Annotated in this window: 14 protein-coding genes; 10 read left to right on the plus strand and 4 right to left on the minus strand. The window is 65.8% G+C overall.

Annotated elements, in window-relative coordinates:
* The first annotated feature begins 73 nt into the window (after positions 1 to 73).
* Genes fabZ through lpxB form a run of 4 tightly spaced genes read left to right on the plus strand, consistent with a single transcriptional unit; the run spans position 74 to position 3,301 of the window.
* On the plus strand, positions 74 to 526 hold the full coding sequence (gene fabZ / locus EKE94_RS02325) for a 3-hydroxyacyl-ACP dehydratase FabZ (RefSeq protein WP_127904981.1): 453 nt from the start codon (positions 74 to 76) through the stop codon (positions 524 to 526).
* Between the two features lie 2 nt (positions 527 to 528).
* Positions 529 to 1,326: an acyl-ACP--UDP-N-acetylglucosamine O-acyltransferase gene (lpxA, locus tag EKE94_RS02330; RefSeq protein WP_127904982.1), complete on the plus strand. Its 798-nt coding sequence runs from the start codon at positions 529 to 531 to the stop codon at positions 1,324 to 1,326.
* Positions 1,323 to 2,138 (plus strand): LpxI family protein, encoded by an 816-nt coding sequence (locus EKE94_RS02335; RefSeq protein WP_127904983.1) that lies wholly within the window; start codon positions 1,323 to 1,325, stop codon positions 2,136 to 2,138. Before lpxA ends, EKE94_RS02335 begins: the two co-directional genes overlap by 4 nt.
* The gene (gene lpxB, locus EKE94_RS02340) at positions 2,135 to 3,301 is read left to right on the plus strand and encodes a lipid-A-disaccharide synthase (RefSeq protein WP_127904984.1); all 1,167 of its coding nucleotides are present in this window, start codon (positions 2,135 to 2,137) and stop codon (positions 3,299 to 3,301) included. Before EKE94_RS02335 ends, lpxB begins: the two co-directional genes overlap by 4 nt.
* A 95-nt stretch (positions 3,302 to 3,396) precedes the next feature.
* Here lpxB and mnmA read toward each other — a convergent pair whose 3' ends face one another.
* The gene (gene mnmA, locus EKE94_RS02345) at positions 3,397 to 4,542 is read right to left on the minus strand and encodes a tRNA 2-thiouridine(34) synthase MnmA (RefSeq protein ID WP_127904985.1); all 1,146 of its coding nucleotides are present in this window, start codon (positions 4,540 to 4,542) and stop codon (positions 3,397 to 3,399) included.
* A 131-nt stretch (positions 4,543 to 4,673) separates the two neighbouring features.
* On the opposite strand from mnmA, the gene sciP reads away from it, so the two are divergent.
* The 5 genes from sciP (at position 4,674) to EKE94_RS19030 (ending at position 10,481) form a co-directional block, all read left to right on the plus strand.
* Positions 4,674 to 4,952 carry a CtrA inhibitor SciP gene (sciP, locus tag EKE94_RS02350; RefSeq protein WP_127904986.1) on the plus strand — a complete coding sequence of 93 codons (279 nt, stop codon included), beginning with the start codon at positions 4,674 to 4,676 and terminating at the stop codon, positions 4,950 to 4,952.
* A 91-nt stretch (positions 4,953 to 5,043) separates the two neighbouring features.
* Positions 5,044 to 5,760: a response regulator transcription factor CtrA gene (gene ctrA, locus EKE94_RS02355; RefSeq protein WP_127904987.1), complete on the plus strand. Its 717-nt coding sequence runs from the start codon at positions 5,044 to 5,046 to the stop codon at positions 5,758 to 5,760.
* Between the two features lie 146 nt (positions 5,761 to 5,906).
* A complete protein-coding gene (gene ligA, locus EKE94_RS02360) occupies positions 5,907 to 8,183 on the plus strand; it encodes an NAD-dependent DNA ligase LigA (RefSeq protein WP_127904988.1) in 2,277 nt (758 codons plus the stop codon).
* Positions 8,180 to 10,267 carry an ATP-dependent DNA helicase RecG gene (gene recG, locus EKE94_RS02365; protein ID WP_127904989.1) on the plus strand — a complete coding sequence of 696 codons (2,088 nt, stop codon included), beginning with the start codon at positions 8,180 to 8,182 and terminating at the stop codon, positions 10,265 to 10,267. Before ligA ends, recG begins: the two co-directional genes overlap by 4 nt.
* Positions 10,268 to 10,358: 91 nt before the next feature.
* The gene (locus EKE94_RS19030; RefSeq protein WP_268878268.1) at positions 10,359 to 10,481 is read left to right on the plus strand and encodes a hypothetical protein; all 123 of its coding nucleotides are present in this window, start codon (positions 10,359 to 10,361) and stop codon (positions 10,479 to 10,481) included.
* Positions 10,482 to 10,684: 203 nt separating this feature from the next.
* Here the strand turns inward: EKE94_RS19030 and EKE94_RS02370 are convergent, their stop codons facing one another.
* Positions 10,685 to 11,146, minus strand: coding sequence for an iron-sulfur cluster assembly scaffold protein (locus EKE94_RS02370; RefSeq protein WP_127904990.1), 462 nt, complete (start codon positions 11,144 to 11,146; stop codon positions 10,685 to 10,687).
* A gap of 64 nt (positions 11,147 to 11,210) precedes the next feature.
* Between EKE94_RS02370 and hisI the strand changes: the two genes are divergently transcribed.
* A complete protein-coding gene (gene hisI / locus EKE94_RS02375) occupies positions 11,211 to 11,570 on the plus strand; it encodes a phosphoribosyl-AMP cyclohydrolase (RefSeq protein ID WP_127904991.1) in 360 nt (119 codons plus the stop codon).
* Between the two features lie 3 nt (positions 11,571 to 11,573).
* On the opposite strand, the gene gluQRS is transcribed toward hisI, so the two are convergent.
* Both gluQRS and EKE94_RS02385 read right to left on the minus strand, forming a co-directional pair.
* Positions 11,574 to 12,461, minus strand: a complete 888-nt coding sequence (gluQRS, locus tag EKE94_RS02380; protein ID WP_127904992.1) for a tRNA glutamyl-Q(34) synthetase GluQRS — start codon at positions 12,459 to 12,461, stop codon at positions 11,574 to 11,576.
* Positions 12,458 to 13,075 (minus strand): class I SAM-dependent DNA methyltransferase, encoded by a 618-nt coding sequence (locus tag EKE94_RS02385; RefSeq protein ID WP_127904993.1) that lies wholly within the window; start codon positions 13,073 to 13,075, stop codon positions 12,458 to 12,460. The genes gluQRS and EKE94_RS02385 overlap by 4 nt, the downstream gene beginning before the upstream one ends.
* Between the last annotated feature and the right edge of the window lie 59 nt (positions 13,076 to 13,134).

Raw genomic sequence — 13,134 nt, forward strand, 5'->3', positions numbered from 1 at the left:
CGCCACTGCTGCCTGCCTTGCCCCGCCGCGCCGCGCTTGCTACTCAGCCACAAAAGGCAGACGGGAGACGGGCATGAGCGAACTGAAATCCGCGGATATCGACCTGATCAAGCGGATCATCCCGCATCGCTATCCCTTTCTCCTGGTCGACAAGGTGCGCGATATCGACGGCACCAACCGCGCCGTCGGCGTAAAGAACGTCAGCGTGAACGAGCCGCATTTCCAGGGTCATTTCCCGCAGACCCCGATCATGCCCGGCGTCACCATCATCGAGGCGATGGCGCAAAGCGCTGCGGTCATGGTCGGCGTGGCGCAGGACCTGGCTGACAAGGAATTCCTCGTCTACTTCATGGCCATCGAGTCCGCCAAGTTCCGCCGCAAGGTGGTGCCGGGCGACGTGCTGGAAATGGCGATCGAGACCAAGCGTGGCGGCGGCAAGGTCTGGAAATTCGCGGGCCGCGCCACGGTCGACGGGGATCTCGCCTGCGAGGCGGTGTTCACCGCGATGATGGACCTTCCGGCCTGACCATGGCGATTGACGTCACCGCCCAGATCCACCCCTCTGCCGTGGTCGAGGATGGCGCCACCATCGGTCCTAATGTGCGGGTGGGGCCGTTTGCCCTGATCGGAGCGGGCGTAGTCCTCGGGGCCGGGGTCGACATCCGCAATCACGCCAGCGTCACCGGTCTGACCGAGATCGGCGAGGACAGCGTGGTCTTTCCCTATGCTTGCCTTGGTGAAATCCCGCAGGACCTGAAGTTCGCGGGCGAGGAAACGCGGCTGATCATCGGCAAGCGCAACCGCATCCGCGAGCATGTCACCGCCAACACCGGGACCGCCGGCGGCGGCGGGGTGACCCGGATCGGCGACGACTGCCTGGTCATGGCCGGCGCCCATGTGGCCCATGACTGCCAGGTCGGCAACCGGGTGGTGATGGTCAACAACTCGGCCTTGGCCGGGCATTGCGTGATCGGCGACGACGTCATCATCGGCGGTCTCTGCGGAGTGCACCAATTCGTCCGCATCGGTCGCGGCGCGATCATCGGGGCCGTCACCATGGTGACCAGCGACGTGATCCCGCACGCGCTTGTGCAGGCCCCAAGGGGAGAGCTGGACGGCCTGAACCTGGTCGGGCTGAAGCGGAAGGGCGTCGACCGGCGCGACATCACCGCGCTTCGGGCCGCGTTCCAGATGCTGAAGCAGGGCGAGGGCGCGTTTCAGGACCGCGCCCGAAGACTGGGCGAGGAAACCGTCAGCGATCCCGTGCGCGAGATCGTGGATTTCGTCCTGGCGCCCAGCGACCGCGGCTACCTGACCCCGAGATGAGCGTCGCCCTGATCGCCGGGGCCGGTCGCCTGCCCGAGATCCTCCTCGAGCGGCTGGGCCTTGACGCCCGCCTTCTGGTGCTGCGCGATGCGGGGGCGATCGAAACCCGCCCCGGCGCGCAGCTTTTCTGGATCGAGCACCTTGGCAGCGTGATCGCCGGGCTCGTCCAGGACGGCTTCGATACGGTGGTCTTTGCCGGTGCCATCCATCGTCCTTCGATCGATCCCGCCCGGATCGACGCGGCGACCGCGCCGCTGGCCGCGCGTCTTGCGCCGGCGCTGGGGCAGGGCGACGATGCGCTTCTGCGCACGGTCCTGGGCTTTTTCGAAGAGGCAGGGCTGCGGGTCCGCGCGGCGCACGAGGTCGTGCCGGACCTTCTGCCGCCCGAGGGCGTGCTGACCGAGGCGCAACCCGACGCCGTGGCGCGCAGCGACGCGGGACGGGCTGCCGCGCTGGTCCGGGCGCTCGGGCCGCTCGACGCGGGGCAGGGATGCGTCGTCGCGCAGGGGCAGGTCCTCGCAATCGAGGCTCTGCCCGGAACCGACGTCATGCTCGAAGGTCTCGCCCGCTGGGACGGGCCCGCGCGCCCCGACCCCGCCCGTGGCCGGGGGCTTTTGTGGAAGGCGCCGAAACCCGATCAGGACCGTCGCATCGATCTGCCCGCCATCGGTCCCGGCACCGTTGCTGCCGCGGCCCGCGCGGGGTTGGGCGGCATCGCCATTGCAAGGGGCGGCGTGATGATCCTCGACATGGAAAAGACACGCGAAACGGCCGACAGGCTTGGCCTTTTCCTCTGGGTTTGCGCGCCATGAAGGTCTTTCTCGTCGCCGGAGAGCCCTCGGGCGACAGGCTGGGCGCCGCCTTGATGCGCGGGCTCACAGAACTGGTGCCCGGCGTGACCTTCCTGGGGGTCGGCGGCCCCGAGATGGCGGCTCAAGGCCTCTCGAGCCTCTTTCCGATGGACGAGCTTAGCGTGATGGGTCTGGCCGAGGTGCTGCCCCGCTATCCCCAGCTAAAGCGCCGGATGCACCAGACGGCGCAGGCGGTGCTCGACACGGGCCCCGACGTTCTGGTCACCATCGACAGCCCCGATTTCTGCCTCCGCGTCGCGAAGGAGGTGCGCAAGGTCCGGCATGTCCACACGGTTCACTACGTCGCGCCCTCGGTCTGGGCATGGCGTCCGGGACGGGCGACTAAGATGGCGCGGCACGTTGATCAGGTCCTGGCGCTTTTGCCGTTCGAGCCGCCGTATCTCGAAGCCGCGGGCCTGCGCTGCGATTTCGTGGGCCACCCCGTGGTGGCCGAGCCTGTCGTGCCTGAACGCGACGCCCGCAGGTTCCGCGAGGAGTTCGGGATCGGCAGCGCGCCGCTGCTGCTTGCGCTGCCGGGCTCGCGCCGGTCCGAGGTGCAGCGCCTAGCCCCGGTCTTCGGCCAGGCGCTGGGTCCGCTGCGCGACCGTCACCCCGACCTGCGGGTCGTGGTGCCCGCCGCGGCGGCGGTGGCCGAGCAGGTGGCCGACGCGATCGCATCGTGGCCGGGGCGGGCAATCTTGCTCGACCCGCGCGACGACCCTGCATCGGCTGCCGTGAACAAGGCGCGGGCCTTTGCCGCGGCGGATGCGGCGCTGGCCGCCTCGGGCACCGTATCGCTGGAGCTTGCGGCGGCGGGAACGCCGATGGTGATCGCCTACGACATGAACCGCCTGACCTGGGCAATCATGCGCCGCATGGTCCGCATCGACACGGTGACGCTGGTCAACCTGGTCACCGACAGCCGCGTCGTGCCGGAATTCCTCGGGCCAGCCTGCCAGCCGGAACCGATTGCCGAGGCTCTGGGGGATCTTCTGCGGGCGCCGGACCTGCAGACCCCGGCGCTGTCGCGAACGATGCAGGCGCTCGGGCGCGGCGGAGAGGCTCCGGGTCTGCGGGCAGCGCGTGCCATTCTGGATGGCCTCACCGCAGGGCGCGGCATCTGATCCCCCGAACGCTCTGAAGGTCTGGCGGCACGAAACATTCGTGCCGAAGTACCCATTTCCGGCCACTGGCGCAGTTGCTGCCGGGGATAGCCCCGTCAGTAGCCGCGCCAGATCCAGCCGCCGCCCAGAACGCGCGAGGTTCCCGGGTCGTAGAACACGCAGGCCTGCCCCGGCGACACGCCTTCCTCGGGCGACAGCAGCTCGACCTCGGCGGTTCCGTCGCCTTTGGGCCGAAGAACCGCCTCGGACGGCGGCCGGGTCGAACGGACCTTGACCGCCATCGCGATTTCCTGCCCGGCGGCGAGAGGGGTGTCGCCCAGCCAGTTGATCTCGCGCACCGGGACGGTGCGGGTGGCCAGCATCTCCTTCGGGCCGACGATCACGCACCGCCCTTCGACGTCCAGCTTCACGACGTAAAGCGGCTCGCTCAATCCGCCGATACCAAGCCCCCGCCGTTGACCGATGGTGTAGTGGATGACACCGCGATGCGTACCCAGGACGCGCCCGTCGGCATGCACGATCTCGCCCGGATCGGCGGCGCCGGGGCGCAGTTTCTCGATCACGCTGGCGTAATCGCCGTTGGGCACGAAGCAGATGTCCTGACTGTCGGGCTTATCCGCCACGCCCAGACCGTAGCGCGCGGCCAGCGCCCGTGTCTCTGCCTTCGATGCCAGCCCGCCCAGCGGAAACCGCAGGTATTCCAGCTGCTCGGGCGTCGTCGAGAACAGGAAATAGCTCTGGTCGCGGTTGGCATCGGCGGCGCTGTGCAGCTCGGGCCCCGCGGCGCCGACCTCCCGCCGGATATAATGCCCGGTGGCCATGCAGTCGGCGTCGAGATCCTTGGCGGTCTCAAGCAGGTCGCGGAACTTCACCCGCTCGTTGCAGCGAATGCACGGCACCGGCGTCGCGCCACCCAGGTAGCTTTCGGCGAACTCGTCGATCACCTGGTCGCGGAATACGTTTTCGTAATCCAGGACGTAGTGCGGAAACCCGCGCTCTTCGGCCACGCGGCGGGCATCGTGGATGTCGCGCCCGGCACAGCAGGCACCCTTTTTGGCCAGCGCCGCACCGTGGTCGTATAGCTGCAGCGTCACGCCCACGACGTCATAGCCCTCGTCATGCAACTGGGCCGCGACGACCGACGAATCCACGCCGCCCGACATCGCCACAACGACCCGCGTTTCGGCGGGCGGTTTGGCAAAGCCGAGTGAATTCAGCTCGGGCAGGCTGTCGCGGGGCATGGGATCACTCCGGAAAGGGTCGGCGCCGAATATATGCGTTTCATTCCTGGTCTCAACCCTTGCCGGTTTCACCGGACCTTAAGTGCGCGTCCCTATGGTGACCCTCGGGGGACGACACAGGGTGAAGACGGATGTACCTTAAAAAGATCGAGGGGCCGCGGGCAATCAAGCTTCCCGACGGGACACGGATGACGCGCGCCGACCTTCCGGCGCAGGGCGTCGGGCGCTGGGTCGCCAGCCGCAAGGCGGCGGTCGTGCGGGCGGTGCGCCACGGCCTGATCTCGGAAAGCGAGGCGCTGGCGATGTACGGCATTTCCGAGGAGGAACTGCAGTCCTGGAGCCGCGCGGTCGACCGACATGGCGAAGTCGCGTTGAAGGCAACCCGCCTTCAACGCTATAGACAACTTTAGGGAGAAGTGTAGGCTCTCTGAAGTGCTGGTAACGGGTGATTAACCATTTCGAACGTAACTGGTCTCGTTAACGACATTGTGGAGTGCGGAGATGCGGGTACTGCTTGTAGAAGATGATCCTACCACGTCGCGCAGCATCGAAATGATGCTGAGCCATGCGAACCTGAACGTCTACTGCACCGACCTGGGTGAAGAAGGCATCGATCTTGCAAAGATCTACGACTACGACCTGATCCTTCTCGATCTGAACCTGCCCGACATGAACGGCCACGATGTTCTGCGCCAGCTGCGTCTGGCGCGTATCGATACGCCGATCCTTATCCTGTCGGGCATTGACGACACCGAGAACAAGATCAAGGGGTTCGGGTTCGGCGCCGACGACTACATGACCAAGCCCTTCCACCGCGAAGAGTTGGTCGCCAGGATCCACGCGATCATTCGCCGGTCCAAGGGCCATGCCCAGTCGATGATCCATACCGGCAAGGTGACCGTCAACCTCGATGCCAAAACGGTCGAGGTCGAAGGTCAGCCGGTGCACCTGACCGGCAAGGAATACCAGATGTTCGAGCTGCTTTCCCTGCGCAAGGGGACGACGCTCACCAAGGAGATGTTCCTCAACCACCTCTACGGCGGCATGGACGAGCCCGAGCTCAAGATCATCGACGTGTTCATCTGCAAGCTGCGCAAGAAGCTGACCCAGGCGACCGGCGGCGACAGCTACATCGAAACGGTCTGGGGCCGCGGCTACGTGCTGCGCGATCCCGAGGCGGTGCCGGCGGCAGCCCCGAAGATTGCCGCGACGGGCTGACCGCTCCGACGCGGTGGCCAGTGAAAGAGCATCCTGCCACCTGATCCGGAATCACGCTGGGTCAGGTCGCAGGACGCGGTCGGGTGGATCTGGATTCCCGACCCTCGTCCGCCTATCACTTCGTAAAGGTGAAGGCGGAGTAGAAGATGGCAGAAGAGACGCCGGTCGAGGCGCTGACGGCAGAGGCGGCGCAGGCTGAGCTTGTGCGCCTTGGTGAAGAGCTTGCGCGCGCCAACCTCGCCTATCATCGGGATGATACGCCCGAGATAGATGACGCCACTTACGATGCCCTGAAGCGCCGCAACGCGGCTATCGAGGCGCGCTTCCCGGACCTGAAACAACCCGGATCGCCATCGGACCAGGTCGGTGCGGCGCCGGCCGAGGGGTTTGCAAAGGTCACCCATGCGGTTCGCATGCTGTCGCTTGCTAATGCCTTCGACCCCGAGGATCTGGAAGAGTTCGTTCGTGGGGTCCGCAAGTATCTGGGTATTTCCGAAGACTCGAAATTGCCGTTCACGGCCGAACCCAAGATCGACGGATTGTCACTGTCGCTTCTCTATGAAAACCGCCAGCTTGTCCGGGCCGCGACACGGGGAGACGGGGCCGTCGGCGAAAACGTCACGGCGAATGCCGCGACGATCGAAGAAATTCCGGAACAGTTGGATGACGCGCCCGACCGGCTGGAAGTGCGCGGTGAAGTCTACATGTCGCATGCCGATTTCGAGGCGCTGAACGCCCGGCAGGCTGCGCGGGCGGGGCGAAGTTTCGCCAACCCGCGCAATGCCGCGGCCGGATCGCTCCGCCAGCTCGACCCCGAGATCACGCGAAGCAGGCCGCTCAAGTTCTTCGCCTACGCCTGGGGGGAGACCTCCGAGCCCTTGTCTGAAACGCAGTCCGGTGCCGTGGCGCGGCTACGTAAGATAGGGTTTCAGACCAACCCCTTGACCGAGCTCTGCGAAGATGCCGCCCAAATGCTCGACGCCTACCACCGGATCGAGACCCAGCGCGCGACGCTCGACTATGACATCGATGGCGTCGTCTACAAGGTCGACGAGCTTGCGTTGCAGCACAGGCTGGGCTTCCGTTCGACCACGCCCCGTTGGGCGATTGCGCACAAGTTTCCCGCCGAACTGGCCTGGACATGGCTGGAGCGGATCGAAATCCAGGTGGGTAGGACCGGCGCGCTCAGCCCCGTGGCGCGCCTGTCCCCGTTGACCGTCGGTGGGGTCGTCGTGTCGAATGCGACATTGCACAACGAAGACTATATCGCCGGGCGGGATGCCAAGGGCGGTGAGATCCGCGGCGGCAAGGACATCCGCGAAGGGGACTGGGTTCAGGTCTATCGCGCTGGCGACGTGATCCCGAAGATCGCCGATGTCGACCTGTCCCGCCGTCCGCCCAAGGCGCAGCCCTACAAGTTCCCGCAGGTCTGCCCCGAATGCGGGTCGGACGCGGTCAGGGAAGAGGGTGATGCGGTGCGGCGTTGCTCAGGAGGCCTTATCTGTCCCGCACAAGCCGTTGAAAAAATGCGTCATTTCGTGTCTAGGTCTGCCTTTGATATCGAAGGGCTTGGCGCAAAACAGGTGGCGCAGTTCTACACGTTGGGCTGGCTTCGCACCCCGCAGGACATCTTTACGCTCGCGGCCCGGGATGCGGCGGGCGAAAAGGCGCTGCAGGAGATCGCCCCCCTTCTCGACCGGTTGGAACGCGAGGAGCATAGCGACGCGCATGCCCGGCTGGCTGATGCGCTGGGACTTGAAACCTTCGACGCTCAGACGGCCCGCAAGGCCTATGAGCAGCGTAGTCGCACGCCCCTGGAAGATCAGCACGGGTGGGGCGAAAAGAGTGCCAAGAACCTCTTCCAAGCTATTGAAGGGAAGAGAAATATACCCCTGGACCGGGTTATTTTCGCCCTTGGCATCCGGCATGTCGGGGAAAGCGGTGCCGCGCTTTTGGCTGGGCATTATGGCACGTGGCAGGCTTTTGAGGATGCTATGCACATGGCGAGCCCCGATGCAGAGGGGGCGGCCAAAGAGGCGTGGGACGATCTCGTGTCGATCGACGGTGTCGGCAGCGTGATGGCTGGCGCGATCGTCACGACTTTCGCGCAGCAGGCCGAACGTGCGTCGATCGACGGCCTCGTTGCGCAACTCGATATTCAGCCCTTTGCACGGCGCGTGGTGCAGGACAGTCCGGTGGCCGGGCAAACCGTCGTCTTTACCGGCACGCTTGAGAAGATGACGCGCGCCGAGGCCAAGGCCCGGGCGGAGGCCCTGGGGGCAAAGGTTTCCGGCAGCGTTTCGGCCAAGACCGACCTTCTGATCGCGGGCCCCGGCGCCGGCTCCAAGGCAAAGAAAGCCGCCGAGCTTGGTGTCAGAACGATCGACGAAGATGGCTGGTTGGCGCTGATCGGGGCCCTATGAGCCGCCCTGAGGTCCTTTTTCCATTATTCTCCAGCCTGACCCGTCTGGACGGGATCGGGCCGAAGACGGCGCAGGCGCTTGCGCCGATGGGAATCGAAACGCCGCGCGATCTGCTGTTCACCTTGCCCTATAGCGGGATCGATCGCCGGCGACGGGCCTCGATCCAGGGGGCTGGGGCGGGCGAGATCGTCACCGTTGAGGTGGAGGTAATCCACCATGTCGCTCCTCGCTCCAAAGGACGTCCGTGGCGAGTTGAGGTTCGAGATGCAAGCGCAAGATTTCACTTGGTATTCTTCCATGCGCGCGACGCGTGGCTGACGTCGAACCTTCCCGTCGGATCGCGTCGCCTGATCTCGGGCAAGGTCGAGATGTTCGATGGAAGCCCCCAGATCGCGCATCCCGACCACATTATTGCGCCGGAGGTCGGCGACCGTATCCCCGCCTTCGAACCTGTCTATCCACTGACCTCCGGGGTCACGCTGCGGATGATGACGCGGGCCGTCCAGTCTGGCCTGACCGATGTGCCGGACCTAGAGGAGTGGATCGACCCATCCCTGATGTCGCGCGAGGGCTGGCCCGGATGGGCGCCGGCCTTGCAGGCAGCCCATGCGCCCGTTGGACAGGAGGATTTGGCTCCGACGGCGCCTGCACGGCAGCGGTTGGCTTATGATGAGCTTTTGGCGCATCAACTGACTCTTGCTCTGGCGCGGCAAGCCCGCGGGCAGGCGCGGGGACAAAGTTCATCTGGTAATGGGAACATGCGTACTAAGGTGCTGAGGTCGCTGCCTTATAGGCCAACCGCAGCCCAGGCGCGGGCGATGTCAGAGATCGACGCCGACCTTCTGTTGCCAGAGCGCATGAACCGGCTCCTGCAAGGTGATGTAGGATCAGGAAAAACCTTGGTCGCGTTCATGGCGCTACTGACCGTGGTCGAGGCTGGTGGGCAGGGCGTCCTGATGGCCCCGACGGAGATCCTGGCGCGTCAGCATCTGGAGGGGCTCGCCCCCTTGGCGGATAGCGCCGGCGTGCGTCTCGATTGTCTGACCGGACGCGACAAAGGGGTGGACCGCGATCGCAAACTAGCCGATCTGGCGGAGGGGCGGACGCATATCCTCGTGGGGACCCACGCCGTATTTCAGAAGGATGTCGCGTTCCGGGACCTTCGCCTTGCCGTGATAGACGAACAGCATCGCTTCGGGGTGCGTCAGCGGCTGGAGCTTGGGCGGAAGGGGGCGCGCGCGGATATCCTTGTGATGACGGCCACGCCCATCCCGCGCTCCCTCGCGCTCGCGCAATATGGCGACATGGACGTGTCGGTGCTGGACGAAAAGCCGCCCGGGCGGACGCCGGTCAAGACCGCGTTGGTGTCGACCGCGCGGATCGAGGAGGTCGTCACGCACCTCCGGACGGCGGTGGCCGATGGGCGGCAGGCCTACTGGGTCTGCCCGCTGGTCGATGAGAGCGAGACTAGCGACCTGACCTCAGCGACCGAACGGTTCCAGCACCTGCGCGCTGCCTTGGGCGATGCGCAGGTGGGGCTGGTTCACGGCCAGATGCCGACCGCCGACAAGGACGCGGCGATGGCGGATTTCGTCGCTGGGCGTACCAAGGTTCTGGTGGCGACGACGGTGATCGAGGTCGGTGTGAACGTGCCCGAAGCCTCGATCATGGTGGTGGAGCGGGCCGAGATCTTCGGTCTGGCTCAGCTGCACCAGTTGCGCGGGCGCGTCGGGCGGGGGGCGGCGGTCAGTACCTGCCTGCTGATGTATCAGTCCCCGCTCAGCGAGAGTGGCCGCAGGCGGCTGGAGATCCTGCGCGATACCGAAGACGGCTTTCGCATCGCCGAAGAGGATCTGGCGATGCGTAGTGCAGGCGACGTGATCGGCGTGGCACAGTCGGGCCTGCCACGGTTCCGGATCGCGGATCTCGAACGGCAGGCGGCCCTGATGGCGCTGGCCCAGAGCGATGCGCGCAAGCTGTTGCACGACGATCCCACGCTGGAGGGCAAACGCGGAAAGGCCGCGCGCGTCCTGCTGTGGTTGATGGAGCAAGACAAGGCGATTCAGCTTCTGCGGGTCGGCTGACTCGTTTCGTTCTCACATGTTCTTAAAAAGTTCTTTACACGAAGAACAAATTATGAGAACAAATGAGCAACCAGACGAAAGGAGCCTTCGGATGTTGCATCAGATCCTCGATACCCTTGACCGGTCCCGCGCCACCTTGGCGCAGGATTTCGCCGGCGCCATCGCCTTGGCCGGGCTTCTTCTTGCTGCGCTTTATCTTCCGGGACTGGTCTGACAGCCCCGGGTCCCTGTTTCTGCCTGCGGTCTGGTTCGGCCCGGTGGCGCTCGCTCTTCTGCCTGTGAGCGGCGCCCATTCCTCTGATCCCCCGGTGTCGTTGCCTCGACGCCGGGTGGGTCGAACGTAACAAGACGCGCACCCTCCGCCGCCATCCAATCGGATGTGCGGCGGTTTTTTCTGTCGAAACGTAGAGTTAGGGGTCAGCCTTGCTGCGCGGTATCGCGGTTGCGGGCCTCGTCCATCGCCTCGGCGGTGGCTTCGATCGCGAGAAGGATCGAAGCGTGGCGGTTCTTGTAGTCCCGCGCGGGTTCAAGGACGGCCAGCCCGTCGAACGGGGCAGATGGGGCTTCACCTTCTGCCTTCAACATGGCGCGCAACTCATCACGAGCACGCAGGATTTCCTCCTCAGACCGGCCGATGGCGTTCGCCGCCACGACCGAGGCCGAAGCCTGGCCCAAGGCGCAGGCCTTGATGTCGGCACCCCAGTCCGCGATCCGGCCATCGGGTTGCAACGCAACGTCTACCGTCACGGTCGATCCGCAGAGCGGCGAGCGTTTCTTGACCGTGGCATCGGGCGCCTCCAGCCTGCGGGTTTTCGGCAGATCCGCCGCCAGCGTCAGGATCCGCTCGGAGTAGAGTTTGATGAGGTCGCTGTCGGCCATGGCTTCCGCTTTCCGTTGCACCGACCTAGATAGGCCCCGCACCCCGACTTGGAAAGGTGATGACATGAGCTTTGATCCCGAAACCCTGACCTACGACAAGGCCGGCCTGATCCCCTGCATCGCGCAGGAGGTAGGTACGGGTGAAGTCCTGATGATGGCGTGGATGAACGCGGCCTCGATCCGCCGCACCCTGGAAACCGGCCGCATGACCTATTGGTCGCGGTCACGGGGGGCGTTCTGGGCCAAGGGAGAGACCAGCGGGCATGTGCAGACCTTGGTCGAGTTGCGCATCGATTGCGACCGCGATTGCCTGCTGGCCTTTGTCGAGCAGGTGGGCCCGGCCTGCCATACGGGGCGGAAATCCTGCTTTTACACCTCGGTTCGCGACGGGGCCGAGGTCGAGGTTATGGCGCCCATGGGCTAGGCCTCAGGCCAGCCCGACCATCGCGCGGATGTCCTGCGGGGTCGCGCCCTCGTCGCGATAGCGGGCTATGGCGCGGGCATCCTCGCGCTTGGCCAGGCGGCGTCCGGTGTCGTCGCGGATCAGGCGGTGGTGGTGGTAACGGGGCTGGGGCAGGCCCAGCACCCGCTGCAGGACGACATGGATCGCGGTCGCGTCGAACAGATCCTGCCCGCGCGTCACCTCGGTCACGCCCTGATGGGCGTCGTCCAGCACGACCGAGAGGTGGTAGGAGGTGCCCATGCCGCGCCGGGCCAGCACCACGTCACCGATACGATCGGGCAGGGTGGCCGCGTCGATCCGCACTCGCCCGGTTTCGCCCGCGGGGCCCGTACCGGTTTCCTCGAACCACAGGTCTCCGTCGGGCGCGGCGATTTGCAGCGCGCGATCCATCCGCAGCCGCAGCGCGGCATCCACGGGGAATGGGCGGGTGCCCTGCTGCGAATCGCGATGGCGGCAGGTGCCGGGATAGACCACGCCGTCGGGCCCGATCACCGGCGCCACGCCCTCTTGCGGGGCCGAGGCGGCGTCGAGGATATCGCGCCTGTTGCACCGGCATTCGAAGATCAGCCCCACCTTCCACAGGTGTTTCAGGACAGCTGTATAGGCGGGCAGGCGCGTCGACTGGCACAGGACGGGGCGCGGCCAATCCAGCCCGAGCCAGGCAAGATCCGTGTCGATCTGATCCCGCCACTGCGGCTTTGCGCGGGACTGGTCGATATCCTCGATCCGCAGCAGAAAGGTTCCGCCTTGCCGGGTGGCGCGATCATGCGCCAACAGGGCGGAAAAGGCGTGGCCCAGGTGCAGCGGCCCCGTCGGCGACGGGGCGAAACGCGTCGTTAAGCCGGACGTCACTGGCGTTCGAAGACGTAGATCATCGCCCGCAGGCCCAGCCCGGGAAGGTGTGCGCCCATCTCTTGCCGCAGCGGCGCGATGTCGCGATCCCCGATCAGGCGGTCGATCTCGCCCGTGTATTCCGGGTCGGCTAGCGTGTGGTCGTTGTAGGACAGCAGCAAAAGCCCGCCGGGTGCCAGCGCCTGCACCAGCCGCCCTAGGGCCGAGGCCGGGGCGGCACCCTTCGATATCGCGCCGCAGGCGACGATCGCGTCGTAAGTGCCTGTGCGTCCGGGCAAACGGGCGCCCGCCTTGCTGGTCCAGAGGTTGCGGTAAATCCCGCGGGCGCGGGCATGGCTCAGCATCTCTTCGGACAGGTCGCAGCCGTCGATGGTGCGAAAGCCGGCTTTAGACAATGCCGCCCCCGACAGGCCCGTGCCACACCCGAAGTCGAGTACGGGCGCGGCCCGATCGCGCAGATACTCCTTAAGAGTCGACGCCATCCGCAGCGGGGTGGCATAGCCCTGGCGCGTCAGCTCGGCCTCGTAGTCCGCGGCCCAGTCGTCGTAGAGCTTTCGGGTCTCGTCGACAGAGCCGAGCGTATAGGCACGAGAGAGGAAATCGGGCTTGGACATGTCATGACGCTAACCCGCTTTCCGAAACTTAAAAAGACATTTCGCAAGGACCTTTGAAG

The sequence above is a fragment of the Mesobaculum littorinae genome (assembly GCF_004011175.1).
Classification (GTDB): Bacteria; Pseudomonadota; Alphaproteobacteria; order Rhodobacterales; family Rhodobacteraceae; genus Tranquillimonas; species Tranquillimonas littorinae.